At 60.2% G+C, this 20,421-nt stretch carries 12 protein-coding genes; 1 reads left to right on the top strand and 11 read right to left on the bottom strand.

Annotation, left to right across the window (positions count from 1 at the left end):
- Nucleotides 1-282: 282 nt before the first annotated feature.
- Nucleotides 283-7,440: a TcdA/TcdB pore-forming domain-containing protein gene (locus tag ACW9HX_RS21305; RefSeq protein WP_457382125.1), complete on the top strand. Its 7,158-nt coding sequence runs from the start codon at nucleotides 283-285 to the stop codon at nucleotides 7,438-7,440.
- A gap of 67 nt (nucleotides 7,441-7,507) precedes the next feature.
- Here ACW9HX_RS21305 and ACW9HX_RS21300 read toward each other — a convergent pair whose 3' ends face one another.
- The 11 genes from ACW9HX_RS21300 to aroQ all read right to left on the bottom strand — a co-directional run bounded on the left by ACW9HX_RS21300 (nucleotide 7,508) and on the right by aroQ (nucleotide 20,405).
- Nucleotides 7,508-8,104: a MarC family protein gene (locus tag ACW9HX_RS21300; protein WP_096819748.1), complete on the bottom strand. Its 597-nt coding sequence runs from the start codon at nucleotides 8,102-8,104 to the stop codon at nucleotides 7,508-7,510.
- Nucleotides 8,105-8,202: 98 nt separating this feature from the next.
- The gene (locus ACW9HX_RS21295; RefSeq protein ID WP_457382124.1) at nucleotides 8,203-10,980 is read right to left on the bottom strand and encodes a response regulator; all 2,778 of its coding nucleotides are present in this window, start codon (nucleotides 10,978-10,980) and stop codon (nucleotides 8,203-8,205) included.
- A gap of 102 nt (nucleotides 10,981-11,082) precedes the next feature.
- The gene (purD, locus tag ACW9HX_RS21290; RefSeq protein WP_457382123.1) at nucleotides 11,083-12,375 is read right to left on the bottom strand and encodes a phosphoribosylamine--glycine ligase; all 1,293 of its coding nucleotides are present in this window, start codon (nucleotides 12,373-12,375) and stop codon (nucleotides 11,083-11,085) included.
- Nucleotides 12,376-12,531: 156 nt separating this feature from the next.
- Complete coding sequence (gene purH / locus ACW9HX_RS21285; protein ID WP_249482507.1) at nucleotides 12,532-14,139, bottom strand: bifunctional phosphoribosylaminoimidazolecarboxamide formyltransferase/IMP cyclohydrolase; 1,608 nt, start codon at nucleotides 14,137-14,139, stop codon at nucleotides 12,532-12,534.
- Nucleotides 14,140-14,221: 82 nt separating this feature from the next.
- Nucleotides 14,222-14,542, bottom strand: a complete 321-nt coding sequence (gene fis / locus ACW9HX_RS21280) for a DNA-binding transcriptional regulator Fis (RefSeq protein WP_003186237.1) — start codon at nucleotides 14,540-14,542, stop codon at nucleotides 14,222-14,224.
- Nucleotides 14,539-15,549, bottom strand: a complete 1,011-nt coding sequence (gene dusB, locus ACW9HX_RS21275) for a tRNA dihydrouridine synthase DusB (protein WP_085732733.1) — start codon at nucleotides 15,547-15,549, stop codon at nucleotides 14,539-14,541. Before dusB ends, fis begins: the two co-directional genes overlap by 4 nt.
- Nucleotides 15,550-15,734: 185 nt before the next feature.
- On the bottom strand, nucleotides 15,735-17,006 hold the full coding sequence (locus ACW9HX_RS21270; protein ID WP_457382122.1) for a DUF3426 domain-containing protein: 1,272 nt from the start codon (nucleotides 17,004-17,006) through the stop codon (nucleotides 15,735-15,737).
- A 30-nt stretch (nucleotides 17,007-17,036) separates the two neighbouring features.
- Nucleotides 17,037-17,915 (bottom strand): 50S ribosomal protein L11 methyltransferase, encoded by an 879-nt coding sequence (prmA, locus tag ACW9HX_RS21265; RefSeq protein WP_085732735.1) that lies wholly within the window; start codon nucleotides 17,913-17,915, stop codon nucleotides 17,037-17,039.
- A gap of 166 nt (nucleotides 17,916-18,081) precedes the next feature.
- A complete protein-coding gene (accC, locus tag ACW9HX_RS21260) occupies nucleotides 18,082-19,440 on the bottom strand; it encodes an acetyl-CoA carboxylase biotin carboxylase subunit (protein WP_457382121.1) in 1,359 nt (452 codons plus the stop codon).
- Nucleotides 19,441-19,457: 17 nt separating this feature from the next.
- On the bottom strand, nucleotides 19,458-19,925 hold the full coding sequence (gene accB, locus ACW9HX_RS21255) for an acetyl-CoA carboxylase biotin carboxyl carrier protein (RefSeq protein ID WP_007951023.1): 468 nt from the start codon (nucleotides 19,923-19,925) through the stop codon (nucleotides 19,458-19,460).
- Between the two features lie 24 nt (nucleotides 19,926-19,949).
- On the bottom strand, nucleotides 19,950-20,405 hold the full coding sequence (gene aroQ / locus ACW9HX_RS21250) for a type II 3-dehydroquinate dehydratase (protein ID WP_096819739.1): 456 nt from the start codon (nucleotides 20,403-20,405) through the stop codon (nucleotides 19,950-19,952).
- Nucleotides 20,406-20,421: the final 16 nt, after the last annotated feature.

Raw genomic sequence — 20,421 nt, 5'->3', positions numbered from 1 at the left:
GTCAATAACAAGGCCGCGAATGAAAATTTGCGGCCTTGTCTGTTTCTGTGTGGCCTGTTTTCGGCTTTGTATTTTGTTGTTGTAAAAGATGTTGAGTTGATGTTGTTGGATGTTTCTTCTGACATTGTTTGAATGGTTTCATGTTTGTCTGTGAAGCTCTTTTGCACTAGTTTTGCGCTCAATGAGTTTTTAAGCCTCCACTATTTTGGTTTGCCATCAGGGGATTCCTCTTTTGGCTAAGTGTTTTGGTGCGTGCTTGTTTTTTTGTGCGTATGTCATTGGATGTTTCAAGGAGGTCGGTTTATGCAAGAGGCAAAAGTTAAAGCCGTTGATGGTGAATATGTAAAGTTCGTCAACTTGTTCAAGTTGGCGGACCTTGAGCAGGCACTTTCGCCGTACAAGAACACCCGACAATATGATGCCGTTATCCGTTATTACTTTGCCTGCATCGGCCTGCTCGATTCGCCGCGGCTGCAGCAGCCTCTGGCGTTGTTAAAACAGGCGCTGGGCGAATTTGGCCAGGGTCGTGTACGCCGGGAAGTGGAGCAGGAACCGTCTCCCAGTCCTGATAAAGAATCGCCCCCCACCCTTTCTCAAATCACCAGTCGGGTTGAAAGCTTCGAGTCGCGCCTGCTTTACAGCATCGAACAAATGAAGTTGCCTGCGACGCAAGTTCCGAAAGTTTTACACTTCGTGTGGTTGGGTGGGGGGCTTGGCGAAATTCAACGTGATTACATCAATCTTTGGGCGAGCGTGTTGGCCGGGCAGGGATATAAGATCAATCTCTGGTATGACGGTGATGCAATGCTGGTGCATCAAACGACTCGGCTTGTGGTGGAGGCGGCAAAAGCAAGCAGCATGCAAAATGGTGGGGCTGATAGTACTACCGAAGAGCAACTTGGCACGATGTATGAGGCGCGTGCGATTGCTCTCAAACAACAAATGTTTGCGCACATCAATGAGGCACGAGCCAATGGCTTGTCAGCCGATGAAGCCAGGATTCAGTTATTGGGTCTGGCCTATGGTCAGGAAGTTGCTGATCTGCGAGCGCTGAGAGCCCGGAATCTTGAAAGTGTGCGCGCGATGAGCAGCAGCGGTTTGCAATTGCGCGATCTGGCGGATGCCGGGCAACCCATGCATTTGCAAGCCATTTACGATCAGGAAATGGGTTTGCGCGGCAATCTGGCCGCTGGCTCCGATGTGGTGCGGCTGGAGGCATTGGTATCGGAAGGAGGCATGTACGCGGATGTCGATAACCTTCCGCCGTTGATGAAGGTGCTGGGTGGAGTGGACATCAGCGCAATCGGTGAGGATGGCCAGCGAGGCATTGTGCAACTGCTGCTGGACCATAATCCGCAATGGATGCCGGGGCGCCAGGCGTTACGCGGTCGCTACACGGATTATGCCGACAGTATTCCCGCAGAACATCGCGCAGCGCTGGAGGCGTTCGCCAAAAGCTCGCCTGCGTTGGATCAGGTTTTCCAGCCGCCCTCCGACCTTTTGGCGCGCCCCTATATGTTGCGCGCTGTGGCTGAAGGCAATTCGCTGAGCAATGCATATCTGATGGCGCACCCCGGAGCGCAAATGCTGCGTGCGGTACAGGAGCGGCTGCGCTTCAACTATCAAGTAGTCGACGCAGTGTTCCGTACGGCGACGGCAAAAGGGATAGCCCCTCATGACTTTGAGCCCATGCGTGTTCTCGCAATAGCCGAGATTGAGAGCCGCGTCGGCCCTTTGAGGGCTCTGCCCGCCGATGATGATATTGCGATGAACAAACTGGCTATGGCGGTTGCCAGTTATTACAGCGACGGCATCCGCCCGGAAAGCGAAGGCACGATTTTTCTGACGGGACCTGCAGCAATGCGCCTTGGCATGGGCGACTATGAGCAGGCACATTTCACTGCCCGGGCTGCTGAGGCTTCTCGAGATGAAGTCGAAATTGAACCGAAGGGCACGGTCAATCGTTCGAGCGAGGAGGAGCTGGATCACTCCTGGAAAGACAACGAAAGCGATTTCGTTCGGTGGGTAATAAATGAAAAACAACGCTGGAATGACGGCCAATACAAAACCCGCTACGCAGGCGACATCGGCGAATTGCTGAAACACTCGACCGTCGAGTTCGAACTGGGCTGGCCCGTTATCGAGGGACGTCATGTGCTCAATACCGACTTGTTGCAGCGCATGGCCGAGCGCCTTGGCGAAGCGTTTGCCAAGGCGATGATGAGCGGCCACGACGGCGAGATTGTGTTTGCCGACAGGTTGCCGCTGAACTTCGACGATCGTCAGGCCATCCGCAATCAGGACACTCGCCTGCGGCCACCCGCATCTCTGAGCACTCAGTCCACGCAGGGGCTTGCGCTGGATGAACTGTTGATCGGTCTCGGCAAGGGCTCCTGGCAGCTTGCGCACCTCAGTCCTTTGCAACGTTTGACGATAGGCGCTTTGCTGGGGGCCGAATCACTGGATGATCAGAGTTTTTCGGCACTGAGCAGTGCAATGGACAATTTGATCAACAGCATGAGTGAGCGCGGGGCGTCCGGGCGCTATGCGGCGATCGAACAGCAACTCTATCGGCGCCAGGCACCAGCCTTTGTAACGGGCATGGCGAGTGTCGACGATGGCTTGCCGGCGCCTTCGGTCAACGCGCTGGGCCTGAAGAAGGACGCGCTGGCCAAGGCCGTGACACTGTCCGACTGGGGGCGTCAGGTGGCACGGATCCAGCGATTGGCGACTCAGGAACATCGTGAACAGGTCCAGTTGAAGCTGGAGCAGGTGCTCAATCAGTTCGACGCTGGCACCGTAAAACTGGTGCCTCAGGATTTGTTGATGCACGGGCCGGGTGATACTGCAGCGGGCCGCTGTTTTCCACTGGCATTGGCGATGAGTGCCGCCCTCACACAGGGCGAGGGCTCGACCCGACAATTGCGCGAGCGGTTTTTCCTGGCGGTGCTTGAGCCGGAGCAATCGGACTCGACGGCGTTTCTGGGTGCGCTGGAGGAGTTGCGTGGGGTGAAAGTCACGGATGTGGGCACGCCGCTGGGGCGGGTCGATCTGGACAAAATGGTTGCGACCCTTGAGGAGTCCGTCGGTACCCGAACCCTGATGCTCAATTCGGACAACCATTCGATGCTGGTGGCCAGGACTTCCAACGGGCAGGCACACACTTATCACTTCTATGATCCGAACTTCGGTCTGTTCGAATTCGACAGCCTGGCGACCTTCAAAACGGCCATGGCGCAATTTTTCAAACATGCAGGCATAGCCCGGCATTACGCCTTGTATGGGAAACCTGACCGGCCGTTGTTCGATCTGATCGATGTGCAAGGTGAGAAAGTTGCCGATCTGGACCTGTCGAACGGCGCCAAGGTGAATCAGTTGTACAGAGATGAACCGCTGCCAGACAAGCCATTCAGATCCGTTCGCCAGAGGGTGAACAGTGCGCACGGCAAATCGCTGATGGAAAATTCACGCCTGGGCAATGCCTTGCTGTCTTCAGACAATGACTGGTGGGCCGAGCAGATTGCCGACGCTACTTCGCGCTTGCAGGAGGGCCATGACTCGGTGTCGCCCCTGGTGCCGTTGTTCGAATCCCTGGAAGTGACGCCAGAGGGCAGCTACCGAGTGAGCATGATTGATCCTCAGAGTGGCGAGCTGGTCGCCACGGTCATCAGCCAGGATGATCGCCTGTTGCGAATCAAGGCTCATCTGACTGAACTGTTCTCGGTTCTCGGGCGCAAACGTGCGGTGGGCACCGGGATGGACCCGGCCGAGGTGGCGGCGGTGCACACGTTGAATGCCGGGTTTGCGATACAGGCCCTGATGAACGCATTGCGCGGGCGCGAAGGCGAAGACCGCACAATGACCACTGCGGTGCAATGGCACGCCTACGTCAACTACGCGCAACTGGTGCATGGCAATGTAGTCGACGTGGCAGGGCTGATCGGTTTGGTGCAAGCTGCGTTGCGCGATGAAAAACTGATCGCCCGCACCAGTTCAAAGGTGGTCGGCGAAGCACTCGAGCCGCTGACCGGCAGCACTTTCGGTACCGTGGCCGGCCATGTGGCCAACGAGGGTGTCGGTGCCGTGCTGGGACTGGCCAACGTCGGTTTCGATATCTATCAGGTGGCGACGGCCCGGAACGATGTCGAGACGGCTACCTATGCCACTCAGTTGGCCTTTGACGCCAGCAGTCTGGCCCTGACCGGCGCAGGGCTGGGGGCCGCACTTGCCGGGGCGGGAACGGCGGCAGCGGTGTTGGGAGGCGCAGGCGTGATCCTGGGTGGTCTGGCAGTGGGTGTGGCTGCGCTGGCGCAGAACTTCGCAGCCATCGCCGAAGAAGCGAAAGCGGTCGGATTGTTGTTCGCAGAGCTGGAGGACGCGCATCACGGGAGCGCATATCGCTACAGCGGTGAACAAGGTGCCTGGTTGCCCCGACCTTCTCTGATTCTCAATGGACTGGATCTGAGCACCGGCAGACTGTTGCTCGACAGCACCCGCCTGTATCCGCTGCGCGATCATTTCGGCGTACCGGAATTCGAGGTCGACTACTCTCGCGCCACTCATCTCAGCAAGGAGCTGGGCTACCCCACCGAGATGAAGTTTGCACCACCGGCCGACCAGGCCATTGTCCTGCCGTGTACGCCGATCACCTGCTACCGCTACGAGTATCAGATCCTGCCTTTTTCGTCGCAACGCCACGACAAGGGCTTCGACATCGCGCGACGTCTGGAGAAGAAAAAAGCGGACGGTCAGTGGCTTTTTCTGTTTTCGTTCTATTCCTTTCCCAGCCACTACATCGTCCATCGGATGTACCCCGATTATCGTCCGACCGACATCAGCGTCACACTCGATGCGCAGGTGCGAAAGTTGATCGTGCCGGTGATCCCCGAAGCGTGGCAGGAGCAGATCAGCTACCGGATTCAGGGTGGAGGAGGCACGTGCACATTGGTGCTCAACCCGGGCGTCGATGTCGAATTGACGTCATTGGGGCAACAAAAAGACCGCTGGATCATTGTCGCGCCGTGGGCCGTCGAGAAGGAGGTGGTGTTCGGCAGCGACGGGCAATTCAGTATCAAAGGCTGCCAGTTCAAGGTGACAGCGGACAGTGCGCCGGAGATTTCCCTGCTGATCGAAAATGGCCGGCTCTTCAGAGTCGACGGCAAGCGGCACGATCTGCAGCTGTTGCAAGAGCAGGTGCCCAAGGGGCTGGACAACCAGATCCTGCAGGATCATCTGCAAGCACTGGCGCGGGCTCATCGACTGGCGCTGCGCTATACGCCGATCCACGACTACCTGATTCCGTTCGAGAACATCAAGGCGCCCCGTTATACCAATGGCTGGTACGACGCCGTAGAGGACCGGATTCTCTATATCCGCAACGATGAAGTGTTCATTGAAGATACACAGTTGTCGGTGGTGAGCGGCGGCTCGGCGTTTTTCCATGATCCGAGTGGCTACGATATCTGCCAGGTCGATGCCGACACCGGGCTGCTCAGCCACCGCTATCGGTTGTTATTACGGCACGAAGGTATCAGCACGATTCGCAGCGTTGAAGCCGACGGGCAGGGTGTTGTCCATGTGGTGCAGGAGTATGCCCGCCAGGACGGCGCAATCGAGCGTCTGAATTATCTGATCCACGAAGGCGAACTGTGGCTGAGCTCGGTCACTCGCGGACTTGAGCCAACTTTCGAGGCCCTGCTCGATGACCGCACGCCGCTGACTGATTGGGCGCCGTTACTGGGCGATCGGGTGGTACACAAGCCGGCCCGGATTGACAGTGGGTATGCCACGGTCGACTGGCAGTTCGCGTCTTACGTTTCGATTTGCTGGACGATCGAAGATAAACACCGGGACATGGCCTGGGTTCGTACCCGCGACAACTTGATCGTGCGCCCGGTGCCCCGTCGCCGCCGTGCCCGCGGCTGGCCGGACTCGATCCAGAATCTGAACGAACTGATGTTGCTGCCGCTGGCCGGTGACGGCGACATGTTTGTCATCTACGACCGGGGATTCCAGACGCTGTGTCGAGTGCAGCGCACCGTGACGCAGGGGCAAGGCCAATGGACGCACCGTTGGGTGCAGCCCGAACGCCTGAAGCAGGTGACGGCTGAGCACAACGGTTATCAGGCAAGGACCGGAGACGGTTTGTCGTTCGAGATCGGCGCTGACGGTAAAGTGCGTTTTGCGGGTCTGGCCGAGTCTTGGTTCAAGGGGCGGGAGCAGTGGTGGCTGGCGCTCGAAGCCGTAGCCCGGCAACAAGCCGTCGAGCAGTTCTCGATTGTCGGCATTGCCAATGCTGCCGGTGATGCGCGGTTGCATGCCTGGTACGTGGACAACCGCTTGTTGCTATGTGAGGCGCAACAGACGCAGGTCCGGTTGCTCGGTATGACGCCGGACAATCAATCGGCATGGTTGTTCGAACCCGAGGGCGGCGAGATCTGGCGCCAGACCTTTATCGATCAGCTGCAACTTGAACGGGCATTCGGAAAGGGCGCGCAGCTGTTGCACCCGCAAATGCTGCCCAAGCCAGAGCGACAGTGGACAGCGTGGCGCTTTGCCGATGTGCGGGTTGACGGTGCCGGTCTTGTGGGTACGACGCAGGAGGGCGTGGTGCTGCAGCTGGAACATCAGGAGCCACCGTTGATCACCGGTGTACAGCACCAGTGGCTGGCGACCCATGGCGAAAATCTGATCGGCAACTTGCAGGCCTTGCTCGCGACCGAGGCGCATCGTCCATTTATTTCCCTTGCCGCGAAAGGCGCCAGTGTTCAGTGGTACATCGCCAGCAGCGCGCGACTGATCCAGATTCCCGTTGCCGACCTGCCGGAGAATTTCGAGCTGCTTGGAACCCGGCGGCATACCGATGTACTGCTGCATGAGCCGCAGGAGCGGGTCGTTCAAGGCTACCCGAGCATGCGCCAGATCAAACCGCTGGATTATGTCGAGCGCACAGGGGACGTGCTGGTGCTCGAAGGGCAAGTGGATGCGCTCGATCTTCTGCCGCTGATTCCGGACGACGTGAGCACGCTGGTCCTGAGGGTGGGGCGTGGTTCGATGAAATGGCATCTGACCGAGGCGCTGATACGCAAGCTCGACTCATTGGTGGTCGACTGTCGTTATCCGCTGGGCGACCGCCCGCTGGTCATGAGCCGCTTGATCCTGACGCTGTGCGATCCACAGAAGCTGGAAGTGGCGATAGTCGAGGATCATCTGGTGCTGATCGACCCCGACAGTGGGCACTGCATGCTGGTACGCAATGCGGATGCGCAGGATCCGGCTCTGCGTGGTGACGCCATGCTTGAGGTCGCAGGCCTGCTTCCTTGCAAGGTATCGGCACTGGTGATCTGGCTGAAGGCGCGCAAGGACGGAAGCGATAGCGTGACGTTGAAAGCCTTGATCGATCAGTCAGGCACGAAGAAAACCGTCGAGTCTGCCGGTTGAGGGATTGCGGGTACTGACGAAAAAAAGACCGCCGACGTTGCCGTTGGCGGTCTTTTCGTTTCAGGGGTCACGGCACCAGATAGCCTTTGACCCCGGTAAAGATGATCTGCGCTGCGAGTGCACACACGAAAAGGCCCATCAGGCGGCTGACAATCTGCAGACCCTGGTCACCGAGAATCCGCTCGATGCGGTTCGACAGATACAACACCACGCCAACGGTGAAGCTCGCCAGGGCGATACTCATGATCGCGATCAGCTTGTCATCCCAGTGCGGCTGGCTGACGCCCATCACCAGCAATGCGCCGATAGTGCCGGGGCCGACGGTCAGTGGAATGGTCAGAGGAACAATCGTCACATCTTGCTGCACGTTGTCGGTCTGTACGGCCGACTTGCCCTGTGCCATGCCCAGCGCCGAGATGAACAGCACGCTGCCCGCGCCGATGCGGAACGCATCCACGGTGATACCGAACACATCGAAGATCACCCGCCCGAACAGGTACAGCAACACGCTCGATACCAGGGTGGCGATCGCTACTTTCCAGGCCAGGCGCCGTTGTTCCTTGCGCGAATAACCCCGGGTCAGGCTGATGAAGCAGGACAACACGAAGAACGGGCTGTAGAGCACCAGCATCTTCAGGTAAACGCTGAACAGCACATGGAGCATGATTGAAACTCGCGCCGACGAAAGTTGAACGGAGTCTATCAGGCGGATCTGGCGCCATCACGCCATGATCCTTTCGAGAAGATGAGTACTTGCCGAGATCAGGAAGTACGGGCCGTCGTGCGGTTTTGCTGATCACGCTGGGCCACCCAGTGCTCGATCAGTTCGCGCAGTTGCGACAGTTCCACCGGTTTGGCCATGTGCCCGTCCATGCCGGCCTGGCGCGCACGTTCCTTGTGTTCGGCGAGGATGTGCGCGGTCAACGCCACGATCGGCGTGCGGATGCGCTGATTGCCGACTTCCCAGGCTCGCAGTTGCTGGGTGGCGGAGAAACCATCGAGGATCGGCATTTCGCAGTCCATCAGCACCAGGTCGTAGCGCTGGGCTTTCATCGCCTGCAAGGCTTCTTCGCCATTGCTGGCGGTATCCGGTTGCAGGTTGAGCTTGCCGAGCATGCCGCGGATCACTTTGGTGGAAATCGTGTTGTCCTCGGCGACGAGAATGCGGAAATCGCTCGGAACCTTGACTGCCGTGGCCGGGCCGGCTGCTTGTGGCTGGAACACCGCCTGACCCCGATTGCGCTGATTCAGTTCGTCGGCCAGTGTGGTCTTGAGCGTGTAGCCGGCCACCGGTTTGGCCAGGATGCGTTTGATCCCCGAGTTTCGCGCGATGATCTTGCTCGGCGCATTGCTGATGCCGGTGAGCATGATCAGCAGGATGTCGTGGTTCAGGCTCGGGTCTTCCTTGATCTTGGCTGCCAGTTGCATGCCGGTCATGCCGGGCATGTTCTGGTCCAGCAAGACCACGTCGAAGTAATCACGCAAATGCGCCTTGGTGCGCAACAGGGCCAGCGCTTCTTTGCCCGACGGTACCGCGCTGACGTTCAGGCCCCAGGCGCTGCATTGTTGCACCAACACTTTGCGGCAGGTGTCGTTGTCATCAACCACCAGCACTCGCGCGCCCTGCAACGGGCTGTCGAGGTCCGAGGTCGGATGTTCCAGGCGATCGGGGTCCAGCGGCAAGGTCAGCCACAGCGTGCTGCCCTGGCTGGCGCCGCTCTTGATGCCGAACTCGCCCTGCATCAGGCGAATCAGTTGCCGGGCGATCACCAGCCCGAGATTGCCGCCCAACCGGTTGGCCGACAGAAAGTGCTTGCTGTGCAGCTCGGCGTGCATCAACGCATCACGCTCTTCCTGGTCCATCGGCTGGCCGCTGTCCTGCACGGCAATGCGCAGGCGTGGTTTGGCGCTGCGTTCGTCGAGGGCGACCACCACCAGCACTTCGCCTTCTTCGGTTTTCTTCAGGGCGTTTTCCAGCAGGCTCAGCAGCGTCTGGCGCAGACGCGTCGGGTCGCCGCTGATGACCCGTGGCACTTGCGGCTGGATGAAGCTGATCAGTTCGACGTTCTGCTGTTCAGCCTTGGCGCGGTAGATGCTCAGGCAATCGTCGATCAAAGCATTGAGGTCGAACTGCACGTCGTCCAGCTCGATCTGCCCGGATTCGAGGCGGGAGATGTCGAGGATCTCGTTGATCAGGGTCAGCAGTTCGTTGCCGGCGCTGTGGATGGTCTGCACGTAGTCGCGTTGCTTGACCGACAGGGGCGTGCCGAGCAGCAGTTCGGTCATGCCCAGTACGCCGTTCATCGGCGTGCGGATCTCGTGGCTGATCTTGGCCAGGAATTCGGCCTTGGCATTGATCTCGGCGTTGCTCGCGGCGAGGTCGCGGCTGATGCTGAAGCGGCTTTCGGTGATACTGCGCTGGCGTTCGCCCAGGGCGATGCTCATCAGCAGGCCACTGATGCAGATGAAACCCATCAGGGTCATGATCAGGCCTTGCGGTGCCACCAGGGTCAGCCCCAGCAAGGCCGGAAGGATGATCAGCGTGCCGATGTTGAACACCACCATCGCGGCGACGAACAAGCGGGCAGGGCGGTAGCCTTTCTGCCAGTGATAGAACGCCACCAGCAACATGCTCAGACCGGCCAGGGCCACCAGTGCGTAGGTGATGATGTTCAGCGGCAGCGTGTTGACGAACAGCAACAGCAGGCTGCAGATCACGATGAACAGGATGTCGCCCAGCAGCAATTTGTTCAGCGGGTGCGGGCCGAGCGGGGCGAAAAAGCGGTAGGCGAACATCAGGCCGGCCGGCGCGGTCAGCAGCAGGGCCAGATAGGCGCCGGGGGTCTGGATCGCATGCCAGTTCGGCAGCCAGGGGCCGGCCAGGTTGAGCAACAGCAACAGGCTCAGGCTCAGCAGCGCTTCACACACCGCCAGCCACAGGCTGCTGCGCGAGCGGGTGTAGGCGTAGCGGATCAGGTTGTGCAGGATCAGCATGGCGAGGCAGCCGAACAGCAAGCCGTAGATCAGCGTCTGATTATGGTTGGCCGCGCCCATCACCGCCGATTGCAGGGTGATGTACGGACGTAACTGGTGGTCGGAGACCATTCGCAGGTAGATGTCGAGGGACTTGTCGCTTTGCGGCAGCGGCAGCAGGAAGTCGCTGCTCGGCAGGGGGCGCTCGGCCTGGGCCTGGACGGTGCCGGTTTCCCGTTGCTCGATCAGCCGGTCGCCATCGAGCACGTACAGATTGAGGTGCGACAGGTCGGGAGCGAAGATGCGCAGCACTTGTTCGTGCTTGCCGGGCGCCAGTCTGAAGCGCAGCCATAACGCGCCATCGGGTTCGGCCGCGGTGAGGCGGTCAAGCTCGATAGGGCTGAATTGATTGGTGTAGCGGGCGGAGCGGATGTCGCTCAGCTGGAGGTTGCCCTGATCGTCGAGCAATACCGACCAGCCACTGCCTTGCGCGGCCTGGGCCGGGAGCATGCAGAGCAAGGTCAACAGTGTGACGGTGAAGCCTATGGCAATCCTGAGCCAGCGCACGGCGAAATCCCTTCGTAGGTTGATGCCAGAATATAACGATGCGCAGCGTCGGAACAGTCCGGCAAGGACCAAGGGCCCTTGCCGGAAACACAGCGTAGCTTATTACCGGGTTTCGCCGCGTTCACGGGCAATGGCGCGGTAGCCAATGTCGGTGCGGTAGAAGCAGCCTTCCCAGTCGATGGCCTTGGCCAGTTTGTAGGCCTGCTCCTGGGCAGCACCCACGCTGGCGCCCATGGCAGTAGCGCACAGCACCCGACCACCGGCCGTCACGACGTTGCCGTCCTTGAGCGCGGTGCCGGCGTGGAAGACCTTGCCTTCCAGGCTTGCTGCCGCGTCCAGACCGTTGATCGTCGCGCCCTTGGCGTAGTCGCCCGGGTAACCGCCAGCAGCCAGCACAATGCCGACGCTCGGACGTGGATCCCACTGCGCTTCGACTTTATCCAGTGCCTGGGCCAGTGCCGCTTCGACCAGCAACGCCAGGCTCGACTGCAGACGCAGCATCACCGGTTGGGTTTCCGGATCGCCGAAACGGCAGTTGAACTCGATGACCTTCGGATTGCCGGCCTTGTCGATCATCAGACCGGCGTACAGGAAACCGGTGTAGACGTTGCCTTCCTCGGCCATGCCGCGCACGGTCGGCCAGATCACCAGATCCATCACGCGCTGGTGCACGTCGGCGGTGACCACCGGAGCCGGGGAGTAAGCACCCATGCCGCCGGTGTTCGGGCCGCTGTCGCCGTCGCCAACGCGTTTGTGGTCCTGGCTGGTGGCCATCGGCAGGACGTTCTTGCCGTCGACCATGACGATGAAGCTGGCTTCTTCGCCGTCGAGGAACTCTTCGATCACGACGCGCGAACCGGCATCGCCGAAGGCATTGCCCGCGAGCATGTCACGCACAGCGTCTTCGGCTTCGGCCAGGGTCATGGCGACGATCACGCCTTTGCCGGCGGCCAGGCCATCGGCCTTGATCACGATCGGTGCGCCTTTTTCACGCAGGTAAGCCAGGGCAGGCTCGATCTCGGTGAAGTTCTGGTAGTCGGCAGTCGGGATCTTGTGGCGGGCCAGGAAATCCTTGGTGAAGGCTTTCGAGCCTTCCAGCTGCGCGGCACCGGCGGTCGGACCGAAGCAATCCAGGCCGCGGGAGCGGAACAGATCGACGACGCCGGCAACCAGCGGGACTTCCGGACCGACGATGGTCAGGGAAACGTTCTTCTCGGCGAAGTCGGCCAGTTGCTCGAGGGCCAGTACGTCGATGGCGACGTTTTCGCACTTGGCTTCAATCGCGGTGCCGGCGTTGCCCGGTGCGACGAAAACCTTCTGCACACGCGGATCCTGAGCCACTTTCCAGGCCAGGGCGTGTTCGCGGCCACCGCTGCCAATGATCAAAACATTCATTTCAAAAACCTCGGATGACGCTAATTCTGGAGACAGCACTAAGACTGCTTTTCTGTGGGAGCGGGCTTGCTCGCGAAAGCGGAGTGTCAGTCGAAACAAATGTCGCTGACAGATTGCATTCGCGAGCAAGCCCGCTCCCACATTTGAATCGGATTATCAGTGACGGAAGTGGCGCATGCCTGTGAAGACCATGGCGATGCCCGCTTCATCAGCAGCAGCAATCACTTCAGCATCACGCATCGAACCGCCTGGCTGGATCACAGCAGTGATACCGACCTTGGCCGCATTGTCCAGACCGTCGCGGAACGGGAAGAACGCATCCGATGCCATCACGGAACCTGCGACTTGCAGACCGGCGTGTTCAGCCTTGATCGCGGCGATACGCGCCGAGTTCACGCGGCTCATCTGGCCGGCGCCGACACCGATGGTCTGACGGTTCTTGGCGTAGACGATGGCGTTGGATTTAACGTACTTGGCCACTTTCCAGGCGAAGATCAGGTCGTGGATTTCCTGTTCGGTCGGTGCGCGCTTGGTCACCACTTTCAGGTCGTCGGCGCCGATCATGCCGATGTCACGGCTCTGAACCAGCAGGCCGCCGTTGACGCGCTTGTAGTCCCAGGCAGCAGCGCGGTCAGCCGACCACTCGCCGCAGGCCAGCAGGCGCACATTGGCCTTGGCAGCGACGATGGCACGGGCTTCTTCGCTGACGCTTGGAGCGATGATCACTTCAACGAACTGACGCTCGACGATCGCCTTGGCAGTCTCGGCATCCAGTTCACGGTTGAAGGCGATGATGCCGCCGAACGCCGACTCGGTGTCGGTAGCGTAGGCCAGTTCGTAGGCCTGACGGATGCCGCCTTCAGCGTCCGGGCTTACGGCCACGCCGCACGGGTTGGCGTGCTTGACGATCACGCACGCCGGTTTGACGAAGCTCTTCACGCACTCCAGCGCGGCGTCGGTGTCGGCCACGTTGTTGTACGACAGTTCTTTGCCTTGCAGCTGGGTGGCAGTGGCGATGCCGACTTCGGCAGGCTTGGCTTCAACGTAGAACGCCGCGCTCTGGTGCGGGTTCTCGCCGTAGCGCATTTCCTGGGCCTTGATGAACTGGCTGTTGAAGGTGCGCGGGAATTCGCTGCGACCTTCGGTGCTGAGGGTGTCAGCGGCCTGGTTCACGGTGCCCATGTAGTTGGCGATCATGCCGTCGTAGGCGGCGGTGTGTTCGAACGCCTTGAGCATCAGGTCGAAACGCTGAGCGTAGGTCAGGCCGCCGGCCTTGAGGTTTTCCAGGACGTTGGCGTAATCGCTGGCATTCACCACGATGGCCACGTCTTTGTGGTTTTTCGCCGCCGAACGGACCATGGTCGGGCCGCCGATGTCGATGTTCTCGATGGCGGTCGGCAGGTCGCAGCCTGGCTTGCTGATGGTGGCTTCGAACGGGTACAGGTTGACGGCTACCAGATCGATCGGCTTGATGCCGTGCTCGTTCATGATCGCGTCATCGATACCGCGACGACCGAGGATCCCGCCGTGGATTTTCGGGTGCAGGGTTTTCACCCGACCGTCCATCATCTCTGCGAAACCGGTGTAATCCGCGACTTCCACTGCGGCCACGCCGTTGTCCTGCAGCAGTTTGAAGGTCCCGCCGGTGGAAAGGATTTCCACGCCCAGGGCTTCCAGCTCCCTGGCGAATTCGAGGATCCCGGTCTTGTCGGAAACACTGATCAAGGCGCGGCGGATCGGCAGGCGGGTAGTCTGGTCGGTCATCTCAATTTCCATCAAAAGCAAGGGAAGTCAGCAAAAAAGGCGACCGGTTTTACGCGGGCGCCTTTCTGGTTTGATTGAATGCTTACAGCAGATCGTACTGCTTGAGTTTCTTGCGCAGCGTGCCGCGGTTGAGTCCGAGCAGCTCGCTGGCCTTGGTCTGGTTGCCCTTGACGTAGTTCATCACGCTTTCGAGCAGGGGAGCCTCGACTTCGGAGAGCACCAGGTTGTACACGTCCGTGACGGCTGCGCCCTCAAGGTGGGCGAAATAATTGTGCAGCGCCTTCTCGACACTCCCGCGAAGGGTCTGGCCTTCTTCGCTCGGGGTATTGAGGTGCTGTTTCAAATTCACGTTGTCGCTCACGGGTGTTGTTCCACTCACTAAAGTCTCGGTCATCATCGTCATGCGGCCACCCCTTCTCCGTCCCCTGTCAGGCTCTTGTAACGTTCGGCGAAGAACTCCCGAACGTTGGCGCATTGTGTTTCCGTACCATCCAAACGATTGAAACGGGCGCGAAACTCCTTGGCGCCCGGCAAGGTTGCGAGATACCAGCCCACATGCTTTCGGGCAATGCGTACGCCCATCACGTCCCCATAAAAGGCGTGGAGGGCAGCCAGATGCTCAAGCAGAATGCGTTCCACCTCGATCAGCTCCGGTGCCGGCAGTTTTTCGCCGGTACGCAGGAAGTGTTCGATCTCACGAAAAATCCATGGCCGCCCCTGGGCAGCCCGGCCGATCAAAAGGCCATCGGCACCGGTCGCGTCGAGCACGTAGCGGGCCTTTTCCGGCGATACGATGTCGCCGTTGGCAAAGACCGGAATCGACACCGCCTGCTTGATCGCGGCAATGGTGTCGTACTCGGCTTCGCCGGTGTACAGGTCGGCGCGGGTGCGGCCATGCACCGCCAGCGCCGTGATCCCGGCCTGCTCGGCGATCTTCGCCACGGTCAGGCCGTTCTTGTTGTCGCGATCCCATCCGGTGCGGATCTTCAGGGTTACCGGCACATCAACCGCCGCCACCACGGCATGCAGGATCTCGGTAACCAGTGCTTCATCCTTCAACAACGCAGAGCCGGCAGCCTTGTTGCAGACCTTTTTCGCCGGGCAACCCATGTTGATATCAATAATCTGTGCGCCCAGTTCGACGTTGGCCCGGGCCGCATCCGCCAGCATCTGCGCATCGCCACCGGCAATCTGTACCGAGCGCGGCTCGGGATCGCCTTCGTGGATCATGCGCATGCGCGACTTGCGGGTGTTCCACAGGCTCATGTCACTGGTGACCATTTCCGAGACTACAAGCCCTGCGCCCAATCGCTTGCACAACTGACGAAAGGGCTGGTCGGTGACACCCGCCATAGGGGCGAGGATCAAGCCGTTCTGCAATGTATATGGGCCGATGCGTACCGCCGACATAGGACTTCCCTGAAGTGGGGCCGGATCATGAGAGTTCGAAAAAGGGTTGGCATGATACCCGCTCTCGATGACTGGATAAAGGCTGAATTGAACAAAATCTGAACAGTTATTCTGTTATTACCGCCGGTTTGGTCGTGGGGCGCAAAGTCAGAAAACTGCCGTCAATCCCGGAACGGTAAGCCGTTTCACTCGGGCGAGTGGAAACTCAGGCTGTAGTTCACCGCTTTCGGTCCTGGGTCGAGTATGTCCAGGGCGATGTGGATCGGCGTCTGCGGCGGCATTTCCGCCATGCCTTCGAGGTCGCCGTTGAGGTACTCGCCGGGTTTGAATCGGCGACTGGCGATCAGGTGGCCGTTGAGGTCGGCGAAGCGCAACTCCAGCAGCGGGAACGGTTGCGAGAACGGCGCGCGGTTATAAATGATCGCGTCCACCACCAGCGCCCCGCTGAATTCCGGATGGCTGCGCACCACCAGGTTGCTGCTCTTGATCTTGGCGATATCGACCTTGGACGGCACTGTGCAGCCGATCTGCGGGCACAGTTGCTGGAACCACGGACGGTATTGATCCTGGCGGGCCAGTTCATCGAAATGATAGGCGATGTACTGGCCGGCGAGGGCACCGGCGGCCAGCAGGATCAGCAACAGCCAGAGCAGGCGTCGGCCCCAGGGCGAACGGCGTTTCTGCCAGTCCAGTTGCAGCGGATCGTCGGTCAGGTCCTGCAGCACTTCGGCTCGTACGCCGGGTTCATTGCGTTCGCGCTTTTTACGCGGCGGTTCGATCGGTGTCGGGTCGTCGTCCACCTCGTCACTGGCCGACAGGCGTTCGTGGCGCGCGGAATGATCGATCGGGTCGTGCAGGCGCAGTTGCGGGATGGGTGGCTCGTCATCGAGGTCCACCGGCTCCAGCGACAGCGAAGGTTCGGTGCGTTCCGGTTTTGCCGGCTCGACGTCAATGACTTCGGTTTCGTGTTCAGGTTCGGCTGTCCGTTCGTCTGCCGGTTCGCTGAACAGGCTGTCCGACCACGGCTCGTCTTCCGGTTCATGGCTGTCGCGTCGAGCGCTGAGAGACTCTTCGCGCGGGCGGCCGAATTCGGTGGTCGGCTGGATTTCCCGTTGCTCGAGGCGGGCCAGTTCCTGATCCAGGTCGAGACTGTCCAGATCCAGTTCGGCGGCGCTCCACTGCTTCTGGCTGATGGCGCGCGGTTCAGGCGGTTCGATTGGCTCGGGTTGTCTGGCGACGACCGGTGCTTCGGTAACCGGTGCCGGTTCGACAATGGCGGGCGCTACCGGCGTGACTGCTTCCTTGCCTGCGCGTTGTTCGAGCAACTGCTTGGCTGCGTTGAACACTTGCAGGCAGGAGCCGCAACGAACCACTCCACGGGCCACGCTCAATTGAGTGTGGCTGACGCGGAAGCTGGTTTGGCAATGCGGGCACTGGGTGACGAAGCTGTCGGTCATGCGGCGATCCGGATTGAGCAGGCGATCATTCTAGCGCCGACGGCCAGTGATGCGCACCCAGCCATCACGATTGGCGATCGGGTCGAGATCGAAGTCCTGCGCATAGGCGGCAGCGACTTCTTCGCCCTGTTCGGCGAGGATCCCGGACAGCGCCAGACGCCCGCCGGACTTGACCAGGCCCGACAGTTGCGGGGCCAGGGAAACCAGCGGACCGGCCAGAATGTTGGCCACCAGCACGTCGGCTTTGACTTGCGGCAGATCCTCCGGCAGGTACAGCGGGAACAGTTCGTCGGCAATCCCGTTGCGACCGGCGTTGTCGCGGGAAGCTTCCAGCGCCTGCACGTCGATATCGGTGCCCACAGCTTCCTTGGCGCCGAGCAGCAGGGCGGCAATGGCCAGAATCCCCGAGCCGCAGCCGAAGTCCAGTACGTTGCAGTCTTTCAGGTCCTGACCGTCCAGCCATTCCAGGCACAGGGCAGTGGTCGGGTGGGTACCGGTGCCGAACGCCAGGCCCGGATCCAGCAGCAGATTGACCGCGTCAGGCTGCGGCGCGGCGTGCCAGCTCGGCACGATCCACAGGCGCTGGCCGAATTGCATCGGCTGGAAGCCGTCCATCCAGCTGCGTTCCCAGTCCTGGTCTTCGATCACTTCGCTGTGATGCTCGGGCAGCGGGCTGCCGGTCAGCAGTTCCAGATGGGCCAGTACCGGCGCCGCTTCGGTGCCGCCCTCGAACAGGGCCAGCAGGTGGGTGTGCGCCCACAGAGGGGTGGTATTGAGTTCCGGTTCGAAGATCGGCTGATCTTCGGCGTCCATGAAGGTCACCGAAACGGCGCCCACTTCAAGGAAAGCGTCTTCGTAGGTTTCGGCTTGTTCTGGGCTGATGGCGAGACGGACTTGCAGCCAAGGCATGGCGGGCACCTGTGAAAAAGATTGATTGCAGCCTAGCGGCCTGCGAGAAGCGCGCAAGTTTACGCGAGCGCGACGGTTTTGTGGGAGCGGGTAATGTGTGAGCAGATGAAACCTTAAGAAACAACAAAGCCGCCCGAAGGCGGCTTTGTCAGGTGCGGACTGAAGCTTAGTGCTTCTCGCCAGCCAGCTTGTGCTCGAGGTAGTGAATGTTCACGCCCCCTTTGCAGAAGCCTTCGTCGCGGGTCAGATCACGGTGCAGCGGGATGTTGGTCTTGATCCCGTCGACCACGATTTCGTCCAGGGCATTGCGCATGCGTGCCATGGCTTCGTCGCGGGTGGCGCCGTAAGTGATCAGCTTGCCGATCAGCGAGTCGTAGTTCGGCGGAACCGCATAACCGCTGTACAGGTGCGAATCGACGCGAACGCCGTTGCCGCCTGGTGCGTGGAAATGCTTGACCGTACCCGGGCTCGGCATGAAGGTTTTCGGGTCTTCAGCGTTGATCCGGCATTCCAGCGAGTGACCGCGGATAACCACGTCATCCTGAGTGAACGACAGCTTGTTGCCAGCGGCGATGCTGAGCATCTCCTTGACGATGTCGATACCGGTGACCATTTCCGAAACCGGGTGCTCCACCTGAACACGAGTGTTCATTTCGATGAAGTAGAAACGACCGTTCTCGTACAGGAACTCGAAGGTGCCGGCGCCACGGTAGCCGATGTCGATGCACGCCTTGACGCAGCGGGCGAGGACTTCCTTGCGCGCGTTCTCGTCGATGCCCGGTGCCGGCGCTTCTTCGAGAACTTTCTGGTGACGGCGCTGCAGCGAGCAGTCACGGTCGCCCAGATGGATGGCGTTGCCCTGGCCGTCGGACAGAACCTGCACTTCGACGTGACGCGGGTTGGTCAGGAATTTTTCCAGATAAACCATCGGGTTGCCGAACGCCGCGCCTGCTTCGGAGCGGGTCAGTTTCGCCGAGGCGATCAGGTCTTCTTCCTTGTGCACCACGCGCATGCCGCGACCACCACCGCCACCGGCGGCCTTGATGATCACCGGGTAGCCGACTTCGCGACCGATGCGCAGCGCCGTTTCTTCGTCTTCCGGCAGTGGGCCGTCGGAGCCTGGAACGGTTGGAACGCCCGCTTCGATCATCGCGTGCTTGGCCGATACCTTGTCACCCATCAGGCGAATGGTGTCGGCTTTCGGGCCGATGAAAGCGAAGCCGGAATTCTCGACCTGCTCGGCAAAGTCGGCGTTTTCCGCGAGGAAACCGTAGCCTGGGTGAATGGCGGTAGCGCCAGTCACTTCAGCAGCCGCGATGATTGCCGGGATGTGCAGGTAAGAGTGCGCGGCAGAAGCCGGGCCGATGCAGACGGATTCGTCTGCCAGACCCAGGTGCATCAGCTCTTTGTCGGCCTTGGAGTAAACGGCGACGGTCTTGATGCCCATCTCTTTGCAGGCACGCAGAATCCGCAGGGCGATCTCACCGCGGTTAGCGATCAGAACTTTTTCCAACTTCGCAGTCATCAAAGGCTCTCCGCAGTTCAAACGATGGTGAACAGCGGTTGGTCGTACTCAACCGGCTGGCCGTCTTCGACGAGGATGGACTCGATCACACCGCTGGTTTCAGCTTCGATGTGGTTCATCATCTTCATGGCTTCGACGATGCACAGGGTGTCGCCTTTCTTCACGGTCTGGCCGACTTCAACGAAGGACGGCGAGGTTGGCGAAGATTTGCGATAGAAGGTGCCGACCATCGGCGAACGGGCAACGGTGCCGTTCAGCGCTGGAGCCGCAGCGGCTGCTGGAGCTGCTGCAGCAGCAACCGGAGCGGCAGCGGCGGCAGGTGCAGCGGCCGGAGCCTGCATCGGAGCCGGAGCGTAGTACTGCTGCGCCGGGGTCTTGCTGTGGCGGCTGATGCGTACGGACTCTTCGCCTTCCTTGATCTCGAGCTCGTCGATGCCGGACTCTTCCAGCAATTCGATCAGTTTCTTAACTTTACGGATATCCATGAATCATCAACTCCCAAGGGTCGGTCAGGGGCGTATAGCTTGTTGTTCAAGCTGCTCTAGTGCAGCCTCCAGGGCCAGTCGATAACCGCTGGCGCCAAGGCCGCAGATCACTCCCACCGCTACGTCGGAGAAGTAAGAGTGATGGCGGAAAGGTTCGCGTTTGTGCACGTTGGACAAATGCACTTCGATGAATGGGATGCTCACCGCCAGCAGCGCGTCACGTAATGCGACACTTGTGTGTGTAAAAGCTGCTGGGTTGATCAGAATGAAGTCCACACCTTCGCCGCGTGCGGCGTGGATGCGGTCGATCAATTCGTACTCGGCGTTGCTTTGCAGGTACAGCAGGTGATGGCCGGCTTCACGGGCGCGGCGTTCCAGATCCTGATTGATCTGCGCCAGGGTGGTCGACCCGTAGGTCCCGGGTTCCCGGGTGCCGAGCAGGTTCAGGTTGGGGCCGTGCAGCACCAGTAGCGTTGCCATCTGCGTGTTCCTTGTT

Source organism: Pseudomonas sp. SDO52101_S400, from assembly GCF_054071635.1.
The sequence above is the reverse complement of the archived record's forward strand: the minus strand, read 5'-3'. Positions and strand labels throughout refer to the sequence as shown.